Source organism: Pseudomonas sp. NFACC02, from assembly GCF_900110765.1.
Lineage (GTDB): Bacteria > Pseudomonadota > Gammaproteobacteria > Pseudomonadales > Pseudomonadaceae > Aquipseudomonas.
The window spans coordinates 58,658-84,774 of the sequence record NZ_FOEO01000021.1; the positions used below are offsets into that span (position 1 = coordinate 58,658).

Below are 26,117 nucleotides of genomic sequence, written 5' to 3' on the forward strand. Positions count from 1 at the left end.
ACCGACCAATCATTACTCTCACCGTAACGATCCGCACTGCTACTTGATTGATGCCTCAAGCCTCAAGCTCCTAATGTGGCTTACGACAGCGAACTCGTGGAGTCAGCATGGCTACAACAACGAAACTTGACCCGCGCTGGTCGCGTCGTCGCAGCGAAAAGCAGCGGCGGCTCGAGCAAGTGCGTTCCTTCGCCGATGGCGTTGTACTGCCCACCGACAAGATCGTCGCGGCACTGGAGGCGTTGATTGCGCCCGGTGACCGTGTGGTGCTTGAAGGTAACAACCAGAAGCAGGCGGATTTCCTCTCCCGTTCGCTGGTCAAGGCCGATCCCGGCAAGTTGCATGACCTGCACATGATCATGCCCAGCGTCGGCCGCGCCGAACACCTGGATCTTTTCGAACGCGGCATCGCCCGCAAACTCGATTTCTCTTTTGCCGGTACGCAAAGCCTGCGCATCAGTCAGTTGCTGGAAGACGGCCTGCTGGAAATCGGCGCGATTCACACTTACATCGAGCTGTATTCACGCCTGCTGGTCGACCTGATTCCCAATGTCGTGCTGTCTGCCGGATTCATGGCAGACCGGGCGGGCAACATCTACACCGGCGCCAGCACCGAAGACACGCCTGCCCTGATCGAACCGGCCGCGTTCAGCGACGGCATCGTGATCGTGCAGGTCAACCAACTGGTGGACGACGTCAGTGACCTGCCTCGTGTCGACATCCCCGCCTCATGGGTCGACTTCGTGGTCGTCGCCGACAAACCCTTCTACATCGAGCCGTTGTTCACCCGCGACCCGCGCCACATCAAGCCTGTTCACGTACTGATGGCAATGATGGCGATTCGCGGGATCTACGAAAAACACAACGTTCAGTCGCTCAACCACGGCATCGGTTTCAACACCGCCGCCATCGAATTGATACTGCCGACCTACGGCGAGTCCCTGGGTTTGAAGGGCAAGATTTGCCGCAACTGGACGCTCAACCCACACCCCACCCTGATTCCCGCCATCGAGAGCGGCTGGGTTGAAAGCGTGCATTGTTTCGGCACTGAACTGGGCATGGAGAACTACATCGCCGCCAGGCCGGACGTTTTTTTCACCGGACGTGACGGCTCGATGCGGTCCAACCGCATGATGTGCCAGTTGGCTGGCCAATACGCGGTGGACCTGTTTATCGGCGCCACGCTGCAAGTGGATGGCGACGGGCATTCTTCGACGGTCACCCGTGGGCGTCTCGCCGGTTTCGGCGGCGCACCGAACATGGGGCATGACCCGCGTGGTCGGCGTCATAGCACGCCCGCCTGGCTCGACATGCGTCCGCAAAGCCCGGATACCGATGCCTACCTCGAACGCGGCAAAAAGCTCGTGGTGCAAATGGTCGAGACCTTCCAGGAAGGCGGCAAGCCTACGTTCGTCGAGACGCTGGACGCCATTGAGGTGGCGAAGAAAAGCGGCATGCCGTTGGCGCCGATCATGGTCTACGGCGACGATGTGACTCACCTGCTCACCGAAGAAGGCATCGCCTATCTATACAAGGCGCGCAGTCTTGAAGAGCGTCGGGCGATGATCGCGGCGGTCGCGGGCGTGACGTCCATTGGTCTGCTCCACAACCCGAAAGACACGGCCCGCATGCGCCGTGAAGGACTGATTGCGTTGCCCGAAGACCTGGGTATTCGACGCACCGACGCCACTCGAGAGCTGCTGGCCGCCAAAAGCATTGCCGAACTGGTGGAGTGGTCCGGTGGTTTGTACAACCCGCCTGCGAAATTCAGGAGTTGGTGATGCGCGCACTCAACGTAGCCTTTGAAGCCTCCGCGCGATCCCTGCCGTTGGCTGAGCGGCTGGCCGATCTCGCGGTGGATGCACTGATCGACGAGGCCGATCTGTCGCCCAAACCGGCGTTGGTCGACCGCCGCAGCAGTGGGGCGCACCACGACCTTCATTTGGGATTGATGCACGCCTCGGCGCTTTCGTTGTGGCCGGCGTTCAAGGAAATGGCGGAAGCAGCCGTTGAAATCGGCGAAATCGGCCAGCCGCTGCGCGAGGCGATTGGCCGCATTGGCCGGGACGGCGAAGTCGCGATGATGCGCACCACCCATGGCGTGAATACTCACCGCGGCGCGATCTGGGCATTGGGATTGTTGGTCACCGCTGCGGCGCTGGATCCATCTGATTTGTCGGCCGCAGGGCTTGGTTTGCGTGCTGGCTGCCTGGCGCTGATTGAGGATCGAAACCTGCCTGTTCAGCACAGCCACGGCGCCGAAGTCGCCCGCAAATACGGTGCGATGGGCGCGCGCGAACAGGCGCAGATGGGCTTCCCGGCGGTGACTCAAAAAGGTTTGCCACAATTGCACCGCAGCCGCGCGACCGGCCATGGCGAACAGAATGCACGGCTCGATGCATTGCTGGCGATCATGACCACCCTGTCCGACACCTGCGTGTTGTACCGCGCGGGCGAACAAGGCCTCTCCACGATGCAGAGCGGCGCACAACGCGTGCTGGATGCCGGTGGCAGCGCGACCCTCAGTGGTCGACGCGCCTTGCATGAGCTGGATCAGCAACTGCTGAGCCTGAATGCTTCTCCGGGTGGGGCCGCTGATTTGCTCGCTGCTTGCCTGTTCATTGATTGCCTTGAGCCTGTGCTCGGCAATGAAACGAGGAAAGTCTGATTATGGAAACCTTGTCTTTTGAATTCCCCGCGGGTCAGCCTCCGCTGGGTCGGGCGCTGGTGGGTTGTGTCGGCTCCGGCGATCTCGAAGTCATGCTGGAACCCGGTCTGCCCGGCAAACTCACCATTCAGGTCGTCACCTCGGTAAACGGCAGTTCAGCCCGCTGGCAGCACCTTTTCGAGCGCATGTTCGACGGCCAGACGCCACCCGCCATGAGCATCGACATCCACGACTTCGGTGCGACCCCTGGTGTCGTCCGGCTGCGGCTGGAGCAAGGCTTCGAGGAGATCGGCCATGACTGATAACGCCCGTTTGTTGAAACAGCACAGCTTCATTGAACTCGGTGCGCGGCAGCGTGCACGCGCCCTGCTCGACGCAGGCAGTTTTCGGGAGCTGATCGACCCGTTCGCGCGAATGACGTCGCCCTGGTTACCCAAGCAAGGCGTGGTGCCCCAAGCCGACGACGGTGTGGTGATCGCCAAGGGCTCTATCGGCGGAAAGCCGGTGGTCGTGTGCGCCATTGAAGGCAACTTTCAGGGCGGCAGCATGGGCGAAGTCGGCGGCGCGAAAATGGCTGGCGCATTGGAGCTGGCGGCCGAGGACAACCGCAAAGGCATTCCGACCGCTGCTGTTTTGCTGCTGGAAACCGGCGGTGTGCGCCTGCAGGAAGCCAACCTCGGGCTCGCCGCCATCGCTGAAATTCATGCGGCGATAGTCGACCTGCGTCGCTATCAGCCGGTGATCGGTGTAGTGGCGGGCAGCGTGGGTTGCTTCGGTGGTATGTCCATCGCGGCGGGCCTGTGCAGCTATCTGGTCGTGACGCGGGAAGCGCGTCTGGGGCTGAACGGCCCGCAGGTGATCGAGCAGGAAGCAGGTATCGAAGAATACGATTCGCGCGACCGGCCCTTCATCTGGAGCATCACCGGCGGCGAGCAACGCTACGCCAGCGGTCTGGTGGACGCGTTCGTGGCCGATGACGCTGCGGCCATTCAACAGCGCGTCGAAGACCTGCTGCACAAGGGCAAGCCCGAGCAGGAGCGCAGCAGCCAGTACGCGCTGTTCCTGCAGCGTCTTGGTCAAGTGGATACCACGACGCAGATCGATCCCGCCGCCGTGCGCAGCCTGTATCAAGGAGAACAGCCATGAGCAGCTATTCGACCCGTGGTTTGAAGTGGTTCAACGCGCTGGCCGCTCATGCGGTTGAAGTGACGGGCCTGCCCGCTTCCGTAAAAGCCGCCGACGGCACAATGGGCGATCAGCCTGCACGGTTTCTTGCGGTCGTGGCCGACCCCGAGAATCGCTTTCCTCGTGCGCAAAATGGTGAAGTCGGATTGCTCGAAGGCTGGGGCCTGGCACAGGCCGTGGACACCGCTATCGAGCTGGACCGCCAGAGCGCGAGCAAACGTGCGCTGATCGCAATCATTGACGTGCCGAGCCAGGCCTATGGCCGCCGTGAAGAAGCATTAGGCATTCATCAGGCGTTGGCGGGTGCGGTGGATGCTTATGCCCGCGCACGTCTGGCGGGTCATCCGGTGATCGGTCTGCTGGTCGGCAAAGCCATGTCGGGTGCGTTTCTGGCGCACGGTTATCAGGCCAACCGCCTGATCGCCCTGCGTGATCCCGGTGTGATGGTGCATGCGATGGGCAAGGCTTCGGCCGCTCGTGTGACGTTGCGCAGCGTCGAAGAACTGGAAAAGCTGGCCGCGAGCATCCCGCCCATGGCGTACGACATCGACAGCTACGCAGGCCTCGGGTTGCTCTGGGAAACCCTGTCGGTGAGTCAGATCGAACAGCCGTCGGCGGCGGATATCAGCGTGGTTCAGGAGTGCCTGATGGCCGCGACAAAAGATGCTCTGGCGGGTGCCAACGACCTGAGTTCGCGACTCGGCGCGACCCATCGCAGCGCCTCATCCAAGGTGCGAGAACTGCTGCGGGCGCAGTGGTAATGAACAGCTGCCTGCCGGTGTGGCCCCATGATCTGCTGTGGGGTTTGTCCGTGGTTCACCTGCCGGCCGATGCTCCCGCGTGGGTGATGGAGTTGGTCGGCGCGGGTCAGCCGGTGGTCGTGCGTCGAGCGCAGGTCGCAGAGGGATGGGTGGCCGTGGGTGTGCGGGGTCATCCGCGCGATCAGCGTTATGCCACGGCCATGAGACTGACCGATGTCACGCGCCGTGTTCGTCCTGAAGCGTTGATCGAGGCTGCGGACAGTCACGCCGCTGACTGGCCCGCCTTGCATGCCCTTCGGCAAATACGTCCGGTGATGGACGCGGTGGGTTTGCCGTGGGGCGTTGCAGGGAGCGTCGGGTTCGAACTGGCATGCGGTGCGGCGGTGCTGCATCAGGACAGCGATCTTGACCTGATCCTGCGCACCAGGACTTTTTTCAGTCGTGAGCAGGCCGCTGCACTGGTCGATGCGCTGGAAGGTGCGGTGTGCCGCATCGACCTGCAACTCCAGACGCCAGCCGGCGCTGTCGCCTTGCGCGAGTGGGCAGGCTCGGCGCGTCAGGTCTTGCTCAAAGCCAATGATGCGGCGCGTCTGGTGGCTAACCCGTGGTTGCCAGAGGAGTGCGCAGCGTGAGCAGCTTCTGGGTATTTCCGGGCCAGGGCGCGCAGCAGCCGGGCATGCTGCATACATTGCCCGCCGATCCTCTGGTGGGTGAATGCCTGCGCGAAGGCAGCGACGCGCTCAACGAACACGTGCTGGATCTGGATACGCCCGATGCGTTGCAGTCCACCCGGGCGGTTCAGTTGTGTTTGCTGATCGCCGGCGTCGCGTGTTCGCGGCTGCTCATGGCTCAGGGCAGCAAACCGGATTATGTGGCCGGCCTTTCGATTGGCGCCTACCCGGCGGCGGTCATTGCCGGTGCGTTGAGTTTCACCGATGCCGTGCGACTGGTGGCACTGCGCGGCGAATTGATGCAGAGCGCTTACCCCACGGGCTATGGCATGACGGCGGTGGTCGGGCTGGATCAAGCCTCGGTCGAAAAGCTGGTGTCGCAGGTACACAGCCCGGCTACGCCGGTTTATCTCGCCAACATCAACGCCGACAACCAGTTCGTCGTCGCTGGCAGTGATCAAGCGATGGCCCAAGTCGCAGCCCTGGCGAAAGAGCAGGGCGCCGCAACGGCCAAACGCCTGGCGGTCAGCGTGCCCTCGCATTGCGAGCTGTTGAGCGAGCCTGCGGAAACACTCGCGCAAGCGTTCGCGCAGGTTTCGGTTCAAGCGCCCACCTTGAGGTACCTGAGCGGCAGTACGGCCCGGCCCATTCTCCATGCCGACAAATTGCGTGACGACCTGGCGTTCAACATGTGCCGGGTCATCGACTGGCGCAGCACCGTGCAAACCGCCTATGAACGTGGCGCACGTCTGCACATCGAATTGCCGCCCGGCACCGTGCTCACTGGGCTGGCGCGGCGCGTCTTTGAACAAGGATCCGCAGTCGCCTTCCAGGGCGCCCGGCTGGATACGCTGAGCGCACTGTCGCGAGAGGAGGAACGTCGCCACCCATAACCGACTGCTGCTTTCGAAGGAACACAAAAACAACAACTTCGACGATGCAAACTGAGGGCAATAATAATGATTATTTATGGTGTCGCGTTTCTGGCGTTCTGCACGCTGGTGGGTATCTCGATAGGCGAATATCTGGGCAAGCTGATCGGCGTCCCGGCCAACGTCGGTGGTGTCGGTATTGCCATGCTGCTGCTGATCGGCTTCGGGAGCTGGCTGAGCAAGCGTGGTTATCTGGACAGCAAGACCGCTCAGGGCGTGGAATTCTGGAGCGCAATCTACATCCCAATCGTAGTCGCCATGGCCGCGCAGCAAAACGTCTATGGCGCATTGAAGGGTGGCCCGATGGCAATCATCGCAGGCACCCTGGCTGTCGCCATTTCCTTTCTGTTGGTTCCGGTGCTGACCCGTATTGGTCAAAAAAAGCCTGAGGCCGATGTCGTTGTTCCTTCCACCAAGACCGCAGGGTGATCAGCATGTATGACGCCATTTTGAAAGCTATCAACGGATACGGTCTGGTGAGTGGATTCGCGGTCATCGGCATCACCATGTGGGTGTCGTACTGGATCTCCAATACGTTTACCAAGGGACGTCTGCACGGTTCGGCAATCGCCATTATTCTTGGACTTGCACTGGCATATGTCGGTGGCGCTGTCACTGGCGGGCAGAAAGGTATCGTTGATCTACCGCTGCTCTCGGGTATAGGGCTATTAGGCGGTGCGATGCTGCGTGATTTCGCCATCATCGCTACCGGCTTTGGCGTGAGCGTCAATGAGCTAAAGCGTGCGGGGTATGTGGGTGTGTTCTCGCTCTTTGTGGGCGTGGGAACGTCGTTTGTGGCGGGTGTCGGTGTAGCGATGGCGTTCGGTTACACAGACGCAGTCAGCCTCACCACCATCGGCGCGGGGGCGGTGACCTACATCGTCGGTCCGGTAACCGGCGCTGCTATTGGTGCAAGCTCCGAAGTCATGGCGCTTTCGATCGCTGCGGGGTTGATCAAAGCGATTCTGGTCATGGTCGTAACGCCGTTCGTAGCGCCAATCATTGGACTCAACAACCCTCGTAGTGCGGTGATCTTCGGCGGGTTGATGGGCACCTCAAGTGGTGTGGCGGGCGGCCTGGCGGCTACCGATCCGAAGCTCGTGCCTTACGGTTGCCTCACGGCGGCTTTCTACACCGCATTGGGTTGCTTGTTGGGGCCTTCGCTGTTGTTCCTGATCATGCGCGGGATTTTGGGGTGATCTTGTTGGATATCTACGCACCCGCTTTTGATTCTGGCCGAAGGCCGTAGCAACTGTCTTCCTCACGCTACATGTACAGCCTCTTCTGGAGGCTTGTGCATGGCGTCGCGCGTTCGTCCGAGTGCGGCCCAGACCCTCGTAACCTCGGACTGCTCCTACAGGGAGCGCGGCGTTCCGAAGACTTGGGACGACGCTGACACTGTGGGAGCGAGCTTGCTCGCGAATGCGGTGGGTCATCGACCACCCACCAGGAACGCGTTAAACCTGCTCTAACCGGTTCGAATACATCCGGCACTCCGCCAATAAAGCCAGCAGATTGGGATCGCGCTCGCGGGCCTTCAGGAACACCAGGCCTATGTGCTGCTGCATGCGATAACGCGCTTGCAGCGGTATCAGGCGCACGCGGTTCTCGTAGACGGCCGCGATTCTCCCCGGCAGCAGGGCGTACCCCACGCCTGAGCTGACCATGCTCAACAGCGTGAAGATGTCGTTGACCTGCATCGCCACTTTCGGTTCGAACCCGGCCTGTTGAAACACCCTTGCGCCGTCACGGTGAGTGGCGAAGCCTTGGGTGAGGGTGATGAACGTCATCTCGCGCAGATCGGCCAGGTCGACCTCGTTTTGTTGGGCGAAAGGAGAGTCGGCCGGCGTGGCCAGGAAGATATCGTCAGAGAACAGCGCCAGCTGCTCGCAGTCCGGATCGTTCACGCTCTCGTTGAGCGACACCAGAATGGCGTCGACTTCCATGTTCTTCAGCTTGTAGAACAGGTCGATGTTCGAGCCCAGGATCAAATCGATGTTGAGTTCGCTGCGGCGGATCTTCAGTCCCATGATCAACTGCGGCACGGTTTTGACCGTCAGCGAGTACAACGCCCCGAGCTTGAAGCGCGCCGCCGAGAATCCGGCCGCCGCGCGGGTTTGCTCGACCGTACTCAGCACCTCCTGCACCAGCTTCTGCGCGCGCTCTTCCAGCACATAAGCACTTTCCATCGGCGTCAGGTTGCGTCCTTCATGCTTGAACAGCGGGCAGCGCAGTGCACTTTCCAGTGAGTGAATGGCCCGATGAACGCTGACGGTGCTGGTCTGCAGCTCTGCGGCCGCACGCGCCAGATTACCGGTGCGCATGAAGGCCAGGAAAATCTCCAGCTTCTTGAGCGTCAGCTCTTCGTCGATCTGCATCGTGTCGTTCCCGGCCCGCTTTCTTGTTCTTCGAGCGTTCGATTGTGCCGAAGTCGGAAAAGGCGTGCTGCATGAAATTCTCGTTAACACTGACACACCCGTTGCGCTTTTGGTCCATAAGCTGGAGCCTTGGCGTTTGTCAGTGCAACTGAGAGGGTTTTTAACGGATGTACTACGGAGAAAAATTCAACGCCTGGACCCACCTCGTGGGTGCGGTGCTGGCGTCGATCGGCGCGGTCTGGCTGTTGGTGATCGCAAGTCTTACCGGTGATGTGTGGAAGATCGTCAGCGTTGCGGTGTATGGCGTCGCATTGGTGCTGTTGTACAGCGCATCGACGGTGTACCACAGCGTGCGTGGCCGGGCGAAGGTGATCATGCAGAAGGTTGATCATTTCTCGATCTATCTGCTGATTGCGGGCAGTTACACGCCGTTTTGTCTGGTGACCCTGCGCGGACCGTGGGGCTGGACGCTGTTCGGGATTGTCTGGGGCCTGGCGGTGATCGGCATGCTGCAGGAAATCAAGCCGCGTTCGGAGGCGCGGGTGATGTCCATCGTGATCTACGCGGTGATGGGCTGGATCGTGCTGGTAGCGGTCAAGCCGCTGATGGCCGCGCTGGGGACAGCCGGGTTTACCTGGCTGGCACTGGGTGGCGTGCTGTATACCGTAGGGATCATCTTTTTTGCTTACGACAAACGTTTCCGCCACTGGCACGGCATCTGGCATCTGTTCGTCATTGCCGGGAGCCTGCTGCATTTCGTGGCGATCACGGTGTATGTGCTGTAACGCCTGAGACACGCTATTCGCTTCTGTGGAGGCGTTACTCACTCTCGTTCCTGCTCACGCTGCTACAGCCTCAGGCTGTGCAGCGGCGAGTCAGAAATCCCCCCACAACTGCTGAGCCACGCTCAACGCCACGACCGGCGCGGTTTCTGTGCGCAATACACGAGGGCCAAGGCGGGCGGCGTGGAAGCCGGCATCTTGAGCCTGATCCACTTCGGCGTCGTTCAGCCCACCTTCCGGCCCGATCAGAAACGCGAGCGTCGCTGGCTTCTCATGGCTGACCAACGGCTCGGCCACCGGGTGCAGCACGAGCTTCAAATCGGCCTCGGTGTGTCTGAGCCAATCCGCGAGGGTGACCGGAGGATTGACCACGGGCACCACGGAACGACCGCACTGCTCGCAAGCGCTGATCGCGATCTGCTGCCAATGAGCCTGACGCTTCTCGGCGCGCTCGTCCTTGAGACGAACCTCGCAGCGTTCGCTGACGATCGGCGTGATCTGCGTGACGCCCAGCTCGGTGGCTTTCTGAATCGCCCAATCCATCCGCTCGCCGCGCGACAGGCCTTGGCCCAGATGGATCTGCAGCGTCGATTCGGCGAGACCCGGAAAGCTTTCGGTGACCTGCACCCGGACCTGCTTCTTGCCGACCTCCACCAGCGTGGCGCGGAACTCCATGCCCGAGCCGTCGAACAATTGCACCGCATCGCCCTCGGCCATGCGCAGTACCCGACCGATGTAATGCGCCTGTGCTTCGGGCAATTCGTGTTCACCGAGGCTCAGGGTGGCGTCGATGAAGAAGCGGGAGAGTCTCATGGTCGGTTCTCTGAAAATATGTTGAATACAGCGCTGTCTTTGCTGATCGTTCCCACGCTCCGCGTGGTAATGCATTCCGTGGCGCTCAGCGCCACACAGGCGGACGCAGAGCGACCAGACCGTCGTTCCCACGCGGAGCATGGAAACCATCGGCCCAGGTTGTTGCGTATTTCAATCAGCCCGGATCACGAAAATCCGGGTGGAAGTTCTCTCTCACCGCCACACTCACACTGCTGCGTGTTGCGATGTCGATGCCTTCGCTTGCCACGTCGGCCAGAAAATCGATCTGCTCCGGTGTAATCACATAGGGCGGCAGGAAATACACCACGCTACCCAGAGGACGAAGCAGCGCGCCACGGGTCAACGCATGCTCGAAGACTTTCAGGCCCCGGCGCTCTTGCCACGGATAAGCCGTCTTGCTCGCTTTGTCCTGAACCATCTCAATGGCGATGGCCATGCCGGTCTGACGCACTTCCGCGACATTCGGATGATCCGCCAGATGCGCGGTCGCGGTTTTCATTCGCTGGGCCAGCGCCTTGTTGTTCTCAATGACGTTGTCCTGCTCGAAGATGTCCAGCGTCGCGAGGGCGGCGGCGCAGGCCAGCGGGTTGCCGGTGTAACTGTGCGAATGCAGGAAGGCACGTAACGTCGGGTAGTCGTCATAAAACGCATCGTAGACGTCATCGGTGGTGATACACGCCGCCAACGGCAGGTAACCGCCGGTCAGCGCTTTGGACAGGCAGAGGAAGTCAGGCCGGATACCTGCTTGTTCGCAGGCAAACATGGTCCCGGTCCGACCGAAGCCGACCGCGATTTCGTCGTGAATCAGGTGTACCCCGTAACGATCACACGCCTCGCGCAGCAGTTTGAGGTAAATCGGGTCGTACATGCGCATGCCGCCCGCGCCCTGAATCAACGGCTCGATGATGACCGCTGCAACGGTGTCGTGGTTATCGGCCAGCGTCTGCTCCATCACCGCAAACATCGTGCGGGTGTGTTCTTCCCAGCTGACGCCTTCGGGACGATGGTAGCAGTCAGGGCTTGGCACCTTGATGGTGTCGAGCAACAGGGCTTTGTAGGTTTCGGTGAACAGCGGCACATCACCCACCGACATCGCCGCCACGGTTTCGCCGTGGTAACTGTTGGTCAGCGTCACGTAGCGTTTCTTGTTCGGTTTGCCGCGATTGAGCCAGTAGTGGAAGCTCATTTTCAGCGCGACTTCGATGCAGGAGGAGCCATTATCGGCGTAGAAGCAACGCGTCAGCCCTTCAGGCGTCATCGCCACGAGGCGCTCGGACAGCTCGATGACGGGTTGATGACTGAAGCCGGCCAGAATCACGTGTTCCAGCTGATCGACCTGATCCTTGATCCGCTGGTTGATGCGTGGGTTGGCGTGGCCAAAAACGTTGACCCACCAGGAACTGACGGCGTCGAGGTAACGCTTGCCTTCGAAGTCCTCCAGCCAGACGCCTTCCCCGCGCTTGATCGGGATCAGCGGCAGGTTTTCATGGTCTTTCATCTGGGTGCAGGGATGCCACAGGACTTTCAGGTCGCGCTGCATCCACTGGTCGTTAAGGCCCATCGGTAATCTCCTGGTGACGACTCGCTCATCGCGAGGGCAAACAATCGCGCAAGCCTATGCAATGCATCAAGCAGGGACAACCTTTAGCGCATTCTTTCATGCGCGGCGTGGCTGGAAACGCGCCGGACGGACATTGCTGGCGGGCCTTTCACGGCTGGCGTATCCTTCGCGCTCTTCGAAGAATCGGACAAGAAATCCGACAATTCCCCTGTTTCATTCCGGAGTTTGCTGAATGCTTTCTGGTTGGCTGCGCGCCTGTGCGTTGGTGATGGTTGGGCTGGTCAGCGCTTCGGCGCTCGCCGTGGATAAACCGCATACGGCGATTGTCGTCGGTGGCGGTCTGGCAGGCCTTACGGCGGCTTACGAGCTGCAGAGCAAAGGCTGGCAAGTGACCCTGCTGGAAGCCAAACCGGCGGTGGGCGGCCGCTCCGGTCTGGCGGGCAGCGAATGGATCGGTAACGCTAAAGCGCAACCGGTGCTGAATCAGTATCTGGATCGCTTCAATCTCAAGCCTGTGCCCGCCCCTGAGTTCGTGCGGACACCGGGTTACCTGATCGATGGCGAGTATTTTTCGGCCGCGGATCTGGCGACCAGACAACCCGCCACCGCGGAAGCGATGAAACGCTACGAAACGGCGCTGAATGACATGGCGCGCTCGATCACCGATCCGGAAAACCCGGCCGCCAACAGCACGCTGTTCGCGCTGGACCAGATCAACGTCGCCAACTGGCTGGACCGTCTGAACCTGCCGCCGACCGCGCGTCAGTTGATCAACCAGCAAATCCGCACCCGTTATGACGAGCCTTCACGTCTGTCGCTGCTGTACTTTGCGCAGCAATCGCGGGTCAACCTCAACGTCGACGACCGTGACCGTCGTGCAGCGCGTCTGCCAGGCGGCAGCGCGGTGTTGGCGGAGGCGTTCGTCAAACAGCTGAAAGTAATCAAGACCAACTCGCCGGTTTCGGCCATCAATCAGGACAAGGACGGCGTGACCGTCAAGGTCGGGTCGGTGGGTTACGAGGCTGAGTACGTGGTGTTGGCGGTGCCGCTGCGTGCGTTGAGCAAGATTCAGCTGACGCCTGCGCTGGATGCCCAGCATCAGGGCGCGATCAAGAGCACCAACTACGGCTGGCATGACCAGATCATGCTGAAGTTCAAGACACCGGTCTGGGACAGCAAGGCGCGGATGTCCGGCGAAATCTACAGCAACACCGGTCTGGGCATGCTGTGGATCGAACCCGCACTGAAAGGCGGCGCCAACGCGGTGATCAACCTCTCGGGTGACAACGCGCGAATCATGCAGGCCTTTGGTGACAAACAACTGGTGGATCAGGTGCTGATTCGCCTGCACGCGTTCTATCCGCAAGCACGCGGCGCGTTCACCGGCTACGAAATCCGTCGCTCCAGCGTCGATCCCTCCACCGGTGGCGCCTACCTGGCGTTCGGCCCGGGCCAGATCAGCAAATACTGGCGTCTGTGGGAAAGGCCTTTGCAACGCATAGCGTTTGCAGGTGAGCACACCGACAGCTTGTACCCAGGCACGCTGGAAGGCGCCCTGCGTACCGGTCAACGCGCAGCAGGTCAGGTCCAGGATCTGGCGGCAGGCAAGTCGTTCGAGCCTGTGAAGGTTGCTCCACCGAAAGCACCTGAACCCGCCGCCAAAGAAAGCAGTGGTGGAATCGGTGCGTTCTTCTCGAACATGTTCGGCGGTTCCAAGCCTGAGCCAAAACCGGCCGAGAAAAAGCCAGAGCCTGCTCCGGCACCTGCGCCTGCTCCGACTCCGGTGACACCGCCGCCCGCCCCAGTGGTTGAGCCTGCCAAGCCTGCTGTTGTCGAGCCGGCGAAGAAGGCTCCGGCGAAGAAAGAGCCGAGCAAAAAAGAGTCGACCAAAAAAGAGCCTGTGAAAAAAGCCCCGGCTAAACCGGCCACAACGCACAAGGCACCGGCCAAGACCGATGCCACCAAGAAAGCGCCGGCAAAGCCTGCCGCTGACAAGACCGCCGCGCCAGCGGCTCCGGCAGCGGACAGCAAGAACTGACGGCTCGATGCTGAATTGAAAAAGACGCGGTCACAGACCGCGTCTTTTTTTATCGGGCGAATAATCGGGCCATCTAGAGTGTTCATCTACGGATGGCTTTTTTTGAAGGCGTGAGTCCGCTCCCAAAAGCCGAGTTTCAATCGCTTAAGGTTTAGCGGGTGCATTGACCTCTACGTGAGCAAGCTCACAGAAAAGCAGGGGAGGCACGTTCCATACGAAGTTCATAACGTTGGGTTAATCTGCCGTAGGAAAAAATAAGACAGGAAATTTCTATCGTATTTCCTGATATTTCAAAGCAAATTTTTGCGCTTTCTTTCGATAGGTAAACCGCTAGTCTTTCCACAGCTTTCACAGGCTGTATTTACAGGAACCGCACCATGCAGTTACGCAACTCTTCTTCTCGATATGGCTGGGTCAGCATCGTTCTGCACTGGGGCGTCGCGCTGACCGTTTTCGGGTTGTTCGCGCTTGGATTGTGGATGGTGGGTCTTGGTTACTACGACACTTGGCGCAAGGCGGGGCCCGATCTGCACAAAAGCATCGGCATCACCCTGTTCCTGTTCATGTTGATTCGCGTGGTCTGGCGCTTCGTCAGTCCGCCGCCGCCTCCACCGGCCAACCACAGCCGCTTCGTGCGGGTCGCGGCCAAACTGGGGCATGCGTTCCTGTACCTGGATCTGTTTTTGGTGATGTTTGCCGGTTACCTGATTTCCACCGCTGAAGGTGTCGGGATTCCGGTGTTTGGCTTGTTTGAAGTGCCAGCGCTGATCAGCGGACTGCCCGACCAGGCGGACGTTGCCGGTGAAGTGCACCTGTATCTGGCCTGGACGCTGGTGATTTTTTCAGTGCTCCATGGTCTGGCGGCCTTGAAGCATCATTTCATCGATCGTGATGCAACGCTCATTCGTATGCTGGGCCGCAAGGCCTGACGCTCCACTCAACTGAAAAAGGAAGACGACGCATGTTGAAAAAGACTCTGGCTGCATTGGCCCTCGGTACCGCGCTGCTGTCTGCCGGCCAGGCAATGGCTGCTGACTACACCATCGACAAGGAAGGCCAGCACGCCTTTATCGATTTCAAGATCAGCCACCTGGGCTACAGCTTCATCACCGGTACGTTCAAGGACTGGAGCGGTACGTTCAGCTTCGACGCTGCCAAGCCTGAAAACAGCAAAATCAGCATCGACATCAAAACGGCCAGCGTCGACACCAACCACGCCGAGCGTAACAAGCACATCAGCAGCAAGGACTTCCTGGACGTCGCGACCTACCCGGACGCCAAGTTCGTGTCCACCAGCGTCAAGCCGACCGGCAAGAATGCTGAGGGTAAAGAAACCGCTGACGTCACTGGCGACCTGACCCTGCACGGCGTCACCAAGCCAATCGTCATCAAAGCCGTCTTCAACGGCGAAGGCAAAGACCCATGGGGCGGCTACCGTGCTGGCTTCAACGGCACGACCACGATCAAGCGCTCTGATTTCGGCAAGATGATGGACCTGGGGCCGCAGTCGGACACCGTCACCTTCGACATCTCGTTCGAAGGCATCAAAGCCAAGTAATCCGGGCTGCTTTCAAGAAACGCCGACCTCAGGGTCGGCGTTTTTTTGAGTATCCCTCACGTTTTCGGAACGCTATAAGGTCAACGGGTAAGCGGAAAACCTGTAGGAGCGCGGCGTCGCCGGAACCGTCATGGCTGCGCAAAGAGAAACAAAAACGCCCCGAACCAGTCGGGGCGTTTTTTATTCACCGAGATAACGTCAGCGCTGTTTAACCTTCGCGATTGCGGGTCAGCAGGGCTGGCTTTTCACCGCGCGGGCGGCTCGGCAATTGATCGAGCAGTTCGGCGGACGGGAAGCGATCGCTTTTCGACTCTTTGTGCATGATCTTCGGTGCCGGCTGACCGTCGCGAGGGCCGCGAACGGCGGGCTCTTGGCGGGCCGGCTGATCGTCACGGGCCGGGCGGCGATTGCGTGGCTGATCTTCGCGACGCGCCTGTCCGTCACGGCCTGAACCGTTGCGCGGACCACTGCGCTTGGCCGGAGCTCCGGCGCCGTTGCTGGTACCGGCGCCCGAACCTGAACCGCTGCGTGGGCCGCTGCGACCGGGTGCCTGACCGCGCGATGCTGGAGCGGAACCAGTGGCTGGCGCGCCAGGACGACGATTGCGACCTTGCTGGTTCTTGCCCTGATACGGGCTGACGTAGTCGGCCCGGTTGCCGAAGTTGTCGATCTCGTCATCCAGGAACTCGTCCGGTGCGCGGTCGGCGCGCGGTACTGGCGGCTGCGAGGGCCGCGCTTCGCTGGACGGTGTGCCCTGGCGAGGCTTCTGTTGACGCGCCGGGCGTGCCGGGCGTGCCGGGCGTTCGCCTGACGCTGCCGAGGCGGCCGCCGGTTTTTCCTTGCCCTTGTCCTTACCTTTGTCCTTGCGACCGCCGCCACCGCCATTCGGGCCGTCGCCACGAGGGCCACGGGCATTACGTGGGTTGCGCACATCAGGCCGCTCACGCACTTCCGGCTTCTCGGCTTCGACGGCATTGATGTCGAAGCCCATCCAGTCGCCGTCGGCAATCTTCTGTTTGGTCATGCGCTCAATGCTCTTGAGCAGCTTTTCTTCGTCAGGCGCGACCAGCGAGATCGCTTCGCCCGTACGCCCGGCACGGCCGGTACGGCCGATACGGTGGACGTAATCTTCGTCGACGTTCGGCAGCTCGAAGTTGACCACGTGGGGCAACTGGTCGATGTCCAGACCGCGTGCTGCGATGTCGGTGGCGACCATGATGCGCACCGTGCCGGCCTTGAAGTCGGCCAAGGCCTTGGTGCGGGCATTCTGGCTTTTGTTTCCGTGGATCGCCACGGCGCTCAGGCCATGCTTGTCCAGGTATTCGGCCAGGCGGTTGGCGCCGTGCTTGGTGCGCGTGAACACCAGCACCTGCTCCCACGCACCATGCGTGATCAGGTGCGCAAGCAGCGAGCGCTTGTGGTTGGCAGGCAGGCGGAATACGCGCTGTTCGATACGCTCGACCGTGGTGTTCGGCGGCGTGACTTCAATGCGCTCCGGGTTGTGCAGCAGCTTGCCGGCCAACGCCGTGATGTCGGCCGAGAAGGTGGCCGAGAACAGCAGGTTCTGGCGCTTGGCCGGCAGGCGCGCGAGGACTTTTTTCACGTCGTGAACGAAGCCCATGTCGAGCATGCGGTCGGCCTCGTCAAGGACGAGGATTTCAACGTGAGACAGGTCGACGCTGCCTTGGCCAGCCAGGTCGAGCAGGCGACCCGGGCAGGCGACCAGGACATCCACGCCGCGGGACATGGCCTGAACCTGCGGGTTCATGCCGACGCCGCCGAAAATGCAGGCGCTGACGAACTTGAGGTTTTTGGCGTAAATCTTGAAGCTGTCGTGGACCTGGGCTGCGAGCTCACGGGTTGGGGTCAGGACCAGAACGCGCGGCTGGCGCGGGCCGTGACGCTGGGATTTGTCCGGGTGACCGGCAGGGAACAGGCGCTCCAGAATCGGGAGGGCGAAACCACCGGTTTTACCAGTACCTGTCTGAGCGGCGACCATCAGATCGCGGCCTTGCAACACGGCGGGAATGGCCCGCTGTTGCACCGGAGTAGGCTGGGTATAGCCAGCAGCCTCGATGGCGCTGACTAAAGCCTCGGAGAGACCGAGGGAAGCAAAGGACATGAGTAATCCTGTCTTAAGTTGGGGCCAAGGGCCCGAATAGGAGGAAGATCGGCCCGCCGCAAATTGGCATTGGAAAGCTCAATTCCGTCCGGTCGTGTCGCGGTCTGTAAGTTCAACTCGTGGCATGAGCGCATGAAAGAAGAAGCGCTGTTGACGTGATCGAGAAGTCTTCTGTGAGACCGAGCATCCGGGCGTAAGCCTGGCGGGAACGCCGGAGTATAACAGAGCAATCACAATGCGCTGCTTTCATGCTGCTCAACGGTTTTTTCAACGCCGGTCACCGATTGATCGGCGGAGGATACCGAGGGCGTTGGCAGCGTCTCTCCGGTATAGCGCGCCATGAGTTGCGCATAAGCCGGTTCCTGCTTGAAACGCTTCAATTCAGCGCCGAAGCGATGCACCAGCAAATCCATGCCCGCGTTGCGCCGGAGCGCAAGGTACATCGGGCGGCGGTTTACCACGAGAGGGAGCTGGCTGACCTTATCGCGCAGCCCGAGCTGATTGATGGTCTGCTGGCCGACGATGCGATCGGTCACCAGTAAATCGATCCGGCCGCGAATCAGCTTCCCGAAATTGGCCGCATGACTCGGCGCGGGCTCACGGATGAACAGTTTCGAGGTATCGAACTCCGGGCTGTACAGATAACCCGGCGACACGCCAATGGTCAGGCCTCGCAACGCTTCAAGCGTGTTGAACGGATGAGGTCGGTCATTGGACTGGAACAGTACCCAATTGACTTCTGACAGCGGCTCAGTGGGATACAGCAGCAGGTCTTCTCGTTCGGCGACCTCGAAAATATCCAGCACACCGTCCGCGTCACCCTGTTCGAGCATCATCAAGCAGCGTTTCCAGGGCACAAACTGCCACTGAACATCGATGCCGAGTCGCTTGAAGACGATGTTCGTCATTTCATAGTCCAGCCCTGATACCTGCTGGCCATCGACCGTCACATAGGGTGACCAGGGTTCGGTGACAATGCGCAACGTTTCGCCCAGTGCGCTGAAACTCAGGCAGGCGAGGAAGGCAGTGCAGAGCAGTCGGGAAGTGTGGGGCATGGAGCGAGATTACGACGCTCGCTTGTTAAATAGAAGGGGAGTTTCCAGAGACGCAAACGAAAGCCGCGTCTCTGGCTCGGGCGTCAGCGCGATGCCTGCGACTGAACCAGGTGCTGGTAGATCGCTGTGCGTCTGCGTCCCAGCAATCGGCGAACGGCCCAATGATCAAGCCACTGGCGCAATTGCGCGGGTGCAATCGGCTTCTTCAGGCGATGTTCGGCGTTGCTGAACGCCTTTTCCCACCACACAGGCGCGCAAGCGCGGTCAAATTCGTTGGGGTGTTCACAGCAGCCATAGAGGATTTCACGCACGAATTGCCGTTGTGCCCGGGGCACGGCCAGCGTCGCGCTTTTATACACCAGTCGCTGCCAGGTGGCGGGGCGAGGCAGTTTCGGTGAAACGTTCGCGATATCGCGCACCGCCTCGGCGCAGAGTGGATCGTGACGGTGCTTGCGTATCCACGCGAGAACCTTGGCGCGAAACAGGGGCTTGCGGCTCCAGTAGTGATGAATCAGGTCCGTGCATTGATCGACCTTGACCGAGCGGTAAGCCGCTACGCCCAGGCAGAACTCTTCCAGCGTGATGGCGCCGGGGGTCACCGGGAAAAACTCATCCATCAGTTCGATCGATGTGTCGAGTATCGGTGCATTGTTGCGCGTAAGGCCGATCACCCCCGAGTTCAGCAGCCTCATCTGATCGTCGGCCAGATTTCGCTCTGCCAGCGTTTTAGCAAGCGCGGTGTGAAGAATCGTGTCTTTGCAATCGGCATAACGGATTTGAAAGGCGTTGCAGAGAAGGGTGTCAGGTTGAACCCTCGCAAACAGCTTCATCGGGCTGTCCAGGAAGAAGGTGTCGGTGTCGATCAGAATCGCCTTTTCCGACTCTTCCAGCATCTGGCGGGCAACGACGTGCTTGCAACGGAAATGGTAGTGGTACGGGCCGCTCCATTCGCGCCGCATCTCCGCATCGATCGGCCTGACACGCACGGGCAAGTCACGGTAAGGCTCAGGGTTGTCGCTGAACACCTGGATGTCGAACGGCCGGTCGGTCGTAGCGCCTGCTCTGGCCAAAGCACTCGCGATGCTGAACACCGCTTCCTGATGGTAGGTCTGTGCTCCGAAAACGAGGTAGACCAATTGTGGGCGCGAAGTAATCTGACTTAAGGAGGTCAACTGCGTGTATATCCGTCTCAATAATGGCTTCAACAGGCTTCGTCATGACGAAGCCTGCCGATGAAACGTTGCCTTATTGTGACCGGATGATCCAGCGCGAATTCCGACCTTTCAGCGGGGCAGCTTGAGGTTGTTCCAGACCGCCAGGCTAGGCTCTGCCTGGTTCAGCGTGTAGAAGTGCAGGCCAGGGGCGCCGCCTTGCAACAAGCGCTCACACATTTCAGTGATCACTTGCTCACCAAACGCAACGATGCTGGCGGCGTCATCGCCGTACGCTTCCAGTTGCTTGCGGATCCAGCGCGGAATCTCCGCCCCGCAGGCATCGGAAAAGCGGGCCAGCTTGCTGTAGTTGGTAATCGGCATGATCCCCGGCACAACCGGGATGGTGACGCCCATCTTCTCGATACGCTCGACGAAGTAGAAATAGCTGTCGGCGTTAAAGAAATACTGGGTGATCGCGCTGTCCGCACCGGCATTGGCCTTGCGCACGAAATTCTTCAAATCTTCTTCGAAGTTGCGCGCTTGTGGGTGCATTTCCGGGTAAGCAGCGACTTCTATGTGGAAATGGCTGCCGGTTTCTTCACGAATGAAGCTGACCAGGTCGTTAGCGTGACGCAGCTCACCGCTGGCCATGCCCATGCCAGAAGGCAGATCGCCACGCAGGGCGACGATGCGGTTGATGCCCGCTTCCTTGTATTGCGTAAGCAGACCACGAAGGTCGTTCTTACTGTCGCCGACGCAAGACAGGTGCGGCGCGGCAGGAACATTCACTTCTTTTTCCAGCTGCAGCACGGTGTTGATCGTGCGGTCACGCGTGGAGCCACCGGCACCGTAGGTGCAGGAGAAAAAATCAGGGCTGTAACCCGCCAGCGTACGAGCGGTGGCGAGCAGTTTTTCATGACCAGCGTCGGTCTTCGTAGGGAAGAACTCGAAGCTGTAGCGACGGTCTTGGGACATGGTCATAACCTTGGAAGTTTTGAGCCTTGCGCCGACTCATGTAGGAGCGCGCTTGCCCGCGATTGCAGTGGGTCAGATACGAATGGGTTGCTGACAGAATGCAATCGCGGGCAAGCGCGCTCCTACATGGGGCGGTGGTCGTTTCTGTGAGAGCGTGCCCGTAACGCCGAGCACACCCTCCCTGCAGACGTATCAGTAGCGGTACGCGTGCGGCTTGAACGGACCTCCGACCGGCACGCCGATGTAGTCGGCCTGGGTCTTGGTCAGCTTGGTCACGACGCCGCCGAAGCCACGTACCATTTCCAGGGCGACTTCTTCGTCCAGCTTCTTCGGCAGCACTTCAACGGTCAGGCGCTCGGCTTTCTGCGCCGGGCTCAGGTCGGCGTATTTCTGGCCGAACAGGAAGATCTGGGCCAGCACCTGGTTGGCGAACGAACCGTCCATGATGCGGCTTGGGTGGCCGGTCGCGTTGCCCAGGTTAACCAGACGGCCTTCGGCCAGCAGGATCAGGTAGTCGTCGTTCTGAGGGTCGAACTCGCCAGCACCGGTGCGGTGGATCTTGTGCACCTGAGGCTTCACTTCTTCCCATGCCCAGTTCTTGCGCATGAAGGCAGTGTCGATTTCGTTGTCGAAGTGACCGATGTTGCAGACCACGGCGCGTTTTTTCAGCGCTTTGAGCATGTTCGCGTCGCACACATTGACGTTACCGGTGGTGGTCACGATCAGGTCGATCTTGCCCAGCAGCGCTTTGTCGATGGTCGCTTCGGTGCCGTCGCTTTCACCGTTGATGAACGGCGAAACCAGTTCGAAGCCGTCCATGCAGGCCTGCATGGCGCAGATCGGGTCCACTTCGGTGACCTTGACGATCATGCCTTCCTGACGCAGCGACTGAGCCGAGCCCTTGCCCACGTCTCCGTAGCCGATGACCAGCGCTTGCTTGCCGGACAGCAGGTGGTCGGTGCCGCGCTTGATGGCGTCGTTCAGGCTGTGACGGCAGCCGTACTTGTTGTCGTTCTTGCTCTTGGTGACCGAGTCGTTGACGTTGATCGCAGGGATCTTCAGTTCGCCCTTGGCCAGCATGTCCAGCAGGCGGTGAACGCCCGTGGTGGTCTCTTCGGTGACGCCATGGATTTTATCCAGCATCGCCGGGTACTTCTTGTGCAGGATCTCGGTCAGGTCGCCGCCGTCGTCGAGGATCATGTTGGCGTCCCAAGGCTGACCGTCCTTCAGGATGGTTTGCTCGATGCACCACTCGTACTCTGCTTCAGTCTCGCCTTTCCAGGCGAAGACAGGGATGCCGGCAGCCGCGATGGCGGCGGCGGCCTGGTCCTGAGTCGAGAAAATGTTGCAGGACGACCAGCGTACTTCGGCACCCAGGGCAACCAGGGTTTCGATCAGCACGGCAGTCTGAATGGTCATGTGGATGCAGCCGAGGATTTTCGCGCCCTTGAGCGGTTGTTCGCCGGCGTATTTGCGACGCAGGCCCATCAGGGCAGGCATTTCGGATTCAGCGATGATGGTTTCGCGACGGCCCCAGGCAGCCAGGGAAATGTCGGCGACTTTGTAGTCGTTGAAATCGTTGGGCGTCAGTACAGCGCTCATAAGAGTCTCCATTCGTAGTGTGCGAATGGGCGCCGTTGTGCGTTTAAAGCTTGGTCGGCAGCAATGAGCCTGACCAAACAACGCCCCATCCGAGCCTGACAGGTCTGACCTGCTGCAGCGCCCCTCGGACAGGTGGCGGGAAAACGGTATCAAGCGGTGATGACCGTTTTTTGAAGCGGTGACGATTATAGCGGCGACGGGCAGTTAGCCCAAGAGGTTGTTGCGTTTAAATGACCAGTGACTAATCGAGACCATAGTCGATGCTCAATGGAGCTAAACGCCACGGGCTGGCACTATGCTGGTCATCCACAGACAGACGATCAGGAGCGAAGCATGAACTTTCACACGCGCAAATGGGTGAAGCCCGAAGACCTCAACCCGAACGGTACGCTGTTCGGCGGCAGTCTGCTGCGCTGGATCGACGAAGAAGCTGCGATCTACGCCATCGTTCAGTTGGGTAATCAGCGGGTGGTGACCAAGTACATTTCCGAGATCAACTTCGTCAGTGCCTCGCGTCAGGGCGACATCATCGAACTGGGCATCACCGCCACCGAGTTTGGCCGCACCTCGATCACCCTGACCTGCCAGGTGCGCAACAAAATCACCCGCAAAAGCATCTTGACCGTCGAGAAGATGGTGTTCGTGAACCTGGGCGAAGATGGCCTGCCAGCGCCCCATGGCAAGACCGAAATCACCTACGTGAAAGATCAGTTCAAGGACGATGTGATCAACGAGTGATTGTTGATCACGAATGGGCACGGATTCAAAAACTGTAGGAGCGCGCTCCTACAAGTTATCTGCTTATCTGCGTTTATACCCTCTACCCTGCAAACGCAGATCTAGGAGCTGGTCAACGGCCCAATCCCGTCTGTAGGATCGGGACTATCCGATTTGCAGGTCATTCCTACAATCCCAAGCGGCTTCACCGTCTTGGAACCGGCTTCACGCTCGAACACCCTGTTGGCCTCGCTCTCTGACCCTACGGCTCGGGGAGCCTCCTTCCATGCTGCTAGGGTCGCGAAACTCAATGACTACCGATTTGCCTCGTTATAACAACGAAGTGTCCTCCGAATATCTCCGCATTTTCGATCACCCGGAGCTCACCCAAAAGACCGCGCATCCGGCCATCGGCATTTACCGCGTAGCCACCCAAGGAAGTCGCAGCCGCCAAGGCGGGGTGATTGATGGTGCGAGCTCGTCAATGTCGTTTCGTATCGAAGACGGCTCGCAAGTCACCTTTTTAACGGCAGCCCAGGTGGGGGATCGTGTCACTTACCCCGATGGGCGAAGCGCGCATATCGTGACCGGCGCTGGCGATTGCAACGGCAATATTGCCTTGGTGGGTAGTCGCCTGAGCAACGGTGACGAAATCATTGACACCTTGTTCTCCGGTAGTTGCATCGTCGCTTATGAAGGCAAGCCTATGCATGAGGACTTTCTTCCTGGTGTTCCCCAGCAGGCGAACAAAAGCGCCTGACCATCGTTGCTTCAATACGGATCGCTGCCTTTAGCGACCTGCCACCGCACGGATGCGAACTCCAGACAGGGATTGGCCACAATGGCTGAGGGATACTTCATTCGCAAAGACGACAGAACAACATGCGGCGGCATCGCCCTCGATCCACAGATTCCGGTCTATGTGTTCGGAATGGACGTTTGCCTGGAGGGCGACCCGGTGACCTGTGGCATCACTGGCTTGACCTACGGGATCGTAGGCGGCATCTCCCACATCGTCAGCTACGGCAAACGGGTAGCGGGCACGCTGGACAGTGTCAGTGGTTGCCCCTGTCGAGCGGCCTTCGAGCCTTCGCAAACCGCTGTGGTGTATGGCAACGATCATGCTCCTGAGCCAGCGGCTTCCGTAGCGGCGACCGGTTTAGCGCCTATGCAGCGCTCTGGCCAGGGCGGTACTGCTTTAGACGAGTCTGGCGGCACCGACAACGAAGACAGCAACTACAGCGACAGCGAAATCGAGGAAGAAGAGGAAGAAGTCGAGCAGGAGCAACTGATCACCTTGCGCATCGGCGTATTCTTCGACGGCACCGGCAACAACCAGACGAACAGCGAAAGCGTGGCCGGCTGTAGGGCGCGGGACGTCGGGCTGCAAGAGCAAGGCGAGGAACTCAGACGCTTTTGCGCCGAGCATGGCTTCGGCGAGGACGGGACCGCCCCGGACGACAGCTATGGCAACGACACCAGCAACATTGCGCGGCTGTATGACCTGTACCGGGATCAGGCCCACCTCAGTATTGAGCCTGATGCAACAGAGGCTTCGGTTGCGGTTTACCTTGAAGGCATCGGTACCGTCAGCGGTGGCGCGGACAATCGTTATGGGCAGGCGACAGGACGCTGGGGCACGGGGGTGTTGGCGAGAGTAGAGCAGAGTCCGGCGTTGATTCTTGAGCGTGTGAAATCCTTCACCCAGCGCAATCCCCAAGTAAAGATCGAAAGCATCAAAGTTGATGTGTTTGGATTTAGTCGGGGCGCGGCGGCGGCCCGGCATTTCGCCAATGACCTGCAAAAAGGCACAGACAGTCTGCTGGCCAAGGCTATACCCGCAGGATCAGAGATGTTTGTCGAAACCTTCGCCTGGCAGGTTCAACGCGACATCGCTGTGAACTTCATCGGACTGTTCGATACCGTGGCCGGCATCGTCTCGCCGTTGGTGGGCGATTTCAGTCCCGGCAATGCGCGGGTGTCTGGTCTAGACCTCGGGTTATCGGCCTCGGTGGCCCGCAAGGTCGTGCAACTGGTCGCCCGCGATGAGCATCGTCTGAATTTCGCCCTGACGCGCACGGACAACGACATCGTTCTGCCCGGAGCCCACTCCGACATCGGAGGTGGCTACCTGCCCAGAAGCCGCGAACGGCTTTTGCTCAGCAAGCCGGTGAGCAGTATCGAGCGTCTCGATACGCCCCTTGATCAGGCAATGGCGGTCGCCCGCTTTCGCCGCAGTGCCGATCCCTGGCTTGATCGCCTGAAAATCCGGGGTATCGACTGGCGGGCGCAAGTCTGGTCGGTGGCACAGCGCGCGAGCCGTGACGATCTTTATCCGGAGAAACGCGTTTACGTCGCCGCCCTGATGGAGCGCGAAGTCGAGGGGGATCTATCGAAGGTTTATTTGCGAGTGATGCATGCGATGGCCACGACACATCACGTCCCCCTCCGAGCCGTCGACGAAGACGAGCCGCGTCTGGCTCTGCCGGATGAGCTGAAACCCATCCTCGAGAAACTTCGTGCTTACGCCTTGGGGGAATCGTCTGAGCCAGGACTGACAGAGGCTGAAGAGTCGCTGCTTTATCATCGTTATATCCACCTTTCTGCCAACTGGAACGCTGTGAATAATTGGAGAAATAGCGATTTGGACATTGTTTTTATCAATCGGCCCGGCGACAACTATCAGCGGAGCGTTCATGCGAATGAATAGGCTCGGCTTGGCAGTGATGCTCACGCTGAGCCTGTTCACCAGCGGTTGCGCCGGGACCAATGACTACGGTGCCAAGCTGCCCTATGACGCCTGGCGGTTGGGATTTTTCGCTCCTGACTACATGGAAGTCTGGATCGAAACGGCTGATGCGGTGGATACCAACGATCGCTGGTTCAAACGGGCAATGAGTGGAGTGTCTTCCATATCGAGTCCCTCAAACCTCAAAGGCAACCCCCGAGGTTGGCCCCAAAATCCCGGTGACGGTAAGGGGAAATATGTATACGGCGCAGACCTGCCACGTTTCATTTACGTGCGCTGGCAATCGCTGGCAGAGCCGCAGACGTACTACGCCTATATCGAGATCCCTGAAAGCGCTCGCGAACTCATGGTCAAGGGGGAGAGGGCGTATTGCAG

The 26,117-nt window shown here is 60.0% G+C and carries 25 protein-coding genes and 1 riboswitch; of the genes, 17 read left to right on the plus strand and 8 right to left on the minus strand.

Annotation, left to right across the window (positions count from 1 at the left end):
• Positions 1-107 precede the first annotated feature (107 nt).
• The 9 genes from mdcA (at position 108) to madM (ending at position 7,416) form a co-directional block, all read left to right on the plus strand.
• Entirely contained in the window at positions 108-1,781 is a 1,674-nt protein-coding gene (gene mdcA, locus BMY73_RS17560; protein ID WP_092408647.1) for a malonate decarboxylase subunit alpha, read from the plus strand.
• A complete protein-coding gene (locus tag BMY73_RS17565; RefSeq protein WP_092408649.1) occupies positions 1,781-2,668 on the plus strand; it encodes a triphosphoribosyl-dephospho-CoA synthase in 888 nt (295 codons plus the stop codon). Before mdcA ends, BMY73_RS17565 begins: the two co-directional genes overlap by 1 nt.
• Positions 2,669-2,670: 2 nt before the next feature.
• The gene (locus tag BMY73_RS17570; RefSeq protein ID WP_081565088.1) at positions 2,671-2,970 is read left to right on the plus strand and encodes a malonate decarboxylase subunit delta; all 300 of its coding nucleotides are present in this window, start codon (positions 2,671-2,673) and stop codon (positions 2,968-2,970) included.
• Positions 2,963-3,814, plus strand: a complete 852-nt coding sequence (locus BMY73_RS17575; RefSeq protein WP_092408651.1) for a biotin-independent malonate decarboxylase subunit beta — start codon at positions 2,963-2,965, stop codon at positions 3,812-3,814. Before BMY73_RS17570 ends, BMY73_RS17575 begins: the two co-directional genes overlap by 8 nt.
• The gene (mdcE, locus tag BMY73_RS17580; protein WP_092408653.1) at positions 3,811-4,614 is read left to right on the plus strand and encodes a biotin-independent malonate decarboxylase subunit gamma; all 804 of its coding nucleotides are present in this window, start codon (positions 3,811-3,813) and stop codon (positions 4,612-4,614) included. The genes BMY73_RS17575 and mdcE overlap by 4 nt, the downstream gene beginning before the upstream one ends.
• On the plus strand, positions 4,608-5,246 hold the full coding sequence (locus BMY73_RS17585) for a malonate decarboxylase holo-ACP synthase (RefSeq protein ID WP_092408655.1): 639 nt from the start codon (positions 4,608-4,610) through the stop codon (positions 5,244-5,246). Before mdcE ends, BMY73_RS17585 begins: the two co-directional genes overlap by 7 nt.
• A complete protein-coding gene (gene mdcH / locus BMY73_RS17590) occupies positions 5,243-6,178 on the plus strand; it encodes a malonate decarboxylase subunit epsilon (RefSeq protein WP_092408657.1) in 936 nt (311 codons plus the stop codon). Before BMY73_RS17585 ends, mdcH begins: the two co-directional genes overlap by 4 nt.
• Before the next feature lie 66 nt (positions 6,179-6,244).
• Positions 6,245-6,646, plus strand: coding sequence for a malonate transporter subunit MadL (madL, locus tag BMY73_RS17595; protein ID WP_062385432.1), 402 nt, complete (start codon positions 6,245-6,247; stop codon positions 6,644-6,646).
• A 5-nt stretch (positions 6,647-6,651) separates the two neighbouring features.
• Positions 6,652-7,416 carry a malonate transporter subunit MadM gene (gene madM / locus BMY73_RS17600; protein ID WP_092408680.1) on the plus strand — a complete coding sequence of 255 codons (765 nt, stop codon included), beginning with the start codon at positions 6,652-6,654 and terminating at the stop codon, positions 7,414-7,416.
• Positions 7,417-7,674: 258 nt separating this feature from the next.
• Here madM and BMY73_RS17605 read toward each other — a convergent pair whose 3' ends face one another.
• Positions 7,675-8,595 carry a LysR family transcriptional regulator gene (locus tag BMY73_RS17605; RefSeq protein WP_062385431.1) on the minus strand — a complete coding sequence of 307 codons (921 nt, stop codon included), beginning with the start codon at positions 8,593-8,595 and terminating at the stop codon, positions 7,675-7,677.
• A gap of 167 nt (positions 8,596-8,762) precedes the next feature.
• Here BMY73_RS17605 and BMY73_RS17610 point away from each other — a divergent pair, with 167 nt between their 5' ends.
• Positions 8,763-9,380, plus strand: coding sequence for a PAQR family membrane homeostasis protein TrhA (locus tag BMY73_RS17610; protein WP_062385429.1), 618 nt, complete (start codon positions 8,763-8,765; stop codon positions 9,378-9,380).
• 90 nt (positions 9,381-9,470) lie between these two features.
• On the opposite strand, the gene BMY73_RS17615 is transcribed toward BMY73_RS17610, so the two are convergent.
• A complete protein-coding gene (locus BMY73_RS17615; RefSeq protein WP_092408659.1) occupies positions 9,471-10,190 on the minus strand; it encodes a 16S rRNA (uracil(1498)-N(3))-methyltransferase in 720 nt (239 codons plus the stop codon).
• A gap of 175 nt (positions 10,191-10,365) precedes the next feature.
• Complete coding sequence (locus BMY73_RS17620; RefSeq protein WP_062385427.1) at positions 10,366-11,772, minus strand: adenosylmethionine--8-amino-7-oxononanoate transaminase; 1,407 nt, start codon at positions 11,770-11,772, stop codon at positions 10,366-10,368.
• Positions 11,773-12,004: 232 nt separating this feature from the next.
• Here BMY73_RS17620 and BMY73_RS17625 point away from each other — a divergent pair, with 232 nt between their 5' ends.
• From BMY73_RS17625 to BMY73_RS17635, 3 genes are all read left to right on the plus strand, one after another.
• Entirely contained in the window at positions 12,005-13,810 is a 1,806-nt protein-coding gene (locus tag BMY73_RS17625; RefSeq protein WP_092408661.1) for a flavin monoamine oxidase family protein, read from the plus strand.
• Positions 13,811-14,187: 377 nt separating this feature from the next.
• Positions 14,188-14,739 carry a cytochrome b gene (locus BMY73_RS17630; RefSeq protein ID WP_092408663.1) on the plus strand — a complete coding sequence of 184 codons (552 nt, stop codon included), beginning with the start codon at positions 14,188-14,190 and terminating at the stop codon, positions 14,737-14,739.
• A gap of 32 nt (positions 14,740-14,771) precedes the next feature.
• The gene (locus BMY73_RS17635) at positions 14,772-15,368 is read left to right on the plus strand and encodes a YceI family protein (protein WP_092408665.1); all 597 of its coding nucleotides are present in this window, start codon (positions 14,772-14,774) and stop codon (positions 15,366-15,368) included.
• A 208-nt stretch (positions 15,369-15,576) separates the two neighbouring features.
• Here the strand turns inward: BMY73_RS17635 and BMY73_RS17640 are convergent, their stop codons facing one another.
• The 5 genes from BMY73_RS17640 to ahcY all read right to left on the minus strand — a co-directional run bounded on the left by BMY73_RS17640 (position 15,577) and on the right by ahcY (position 22,276).
• Positions 15,577-17,490 carry an RNA helicase RhlE2 gene (locus BMY73_RS17640; protein ID WP_092408667.1) on the minus strand — a complete coding sequence of 638 codons (1,914 nt, stop codon included), beginning with the start codon at positions 17,488-17,490 and terminating at the stop codon, positions 15,577-15,579.
• A 230-nt stretch (positions 17,491-17,720) separates the two neighbouring features.
• Positions 17,721-18,545, minus strand: a complete 825-nt coding sequence (locus tag BMY73_RS17645) for a substrate-binding periplasmic protein (RefSeq protein WP_092408669.1) — start codon at positions 18,543-18,545, stop codon at positions 17,721-17,723.
• A gap of 83 nt (positions 18,546-18,628) precedes the next feature.
• Positions 18,629-19,717 (minus strand): hypothetical protein, encoded by a 1,089-nt coding sequence (locus BMY73_RS17650; protein ID WP_092408671.1) that lies wholly within the window; start codon positions 19,715-19,717, stop codon positions 18,629-18,631.
• Between the two features lie 111 nt (positions 19,718-19,828).
• Positions 19,829-20,674: a methylenetetrahydrofolate reductase [NAD(P)H] gene (metF, locus tag BMY73_RS17655; protein WP_062385575.1), complete on the minus strand. Its 846-nt coding sequence runs from the start codon at positions 20,672-20,674 to the stop codon at positions 19,829-19,831.
• Positions 20,675-20,866: 192 nt separating this feature from the next.
• Positions 20,867-22,276: an adenosylhomocysteinase gene (ahcY, locus tag BMY73_RS17660; RefSeq protein WP_092408673.1), complete on the minus strand. Its 1,410-nt coding sequence runs from the start codon at positions 22,274-22,276 to the stop codon at positions 20,867-20,869.
• A 20-nt stretch (positions 22,277-22,296) separates the two neighbouring features.
• Positions 22,297-22,408: riboswitch (S-adenosyl-L-homocysteine riboswitch) on the minus strand.
• Between the two features lie 201 nt (positions 22,409-22,609).
• Between ahcY and BMY73_RS17665 the strand changes: the two genes are divergently transcribed.
• The 4 genes from BMY73_RS17665 to BMY73_RS17680 form a co-directional block, all read left to right on the plus strand.
• On the plus strand, positions 22,610-23,014 hold the full coding sequence (locus BMY73_RS17665; RefSeq protein ID WP_062385411.1) for an acyl-CoA thioesterase: 405 nt from the start codon (positions 22,610-22,612) through the stop codon (positions 23,012-23,014).
• 289 nt (positions 23,015-23,303) lie between these two features.
• Entirely contained in the window at positions 23,304-23,753 is a 450-nt protein-coding gene (locus BMY73_RS17670; protein ID WP_092408675.1) for a PAAR domain-containing protein, read from the plus strand.
• 345 nt (positions 23,754-24,098) lie between these two features.
• A complete protein-coding gene (locus tag BMY73_RS17675) occupies positions 24,099-25,703 on the plus strand; it encodes a T6SS phospholipase effector Tle1-like catalytic domain-containing protein (protein ID WP_256571198.1) in 1,605 nt (534 codons plus the stop codon).
• Positions 25,696-26,117: DUF2931 family protein (locus BMY73_RS17680; protein WP_139214249.1), on the plus strand; the 422-nt coding region annotated here is incomplete at its 3' end. The genes BMY73_RS17675 and BMY73_RS17680, both read left to right, overlap by 8 nt.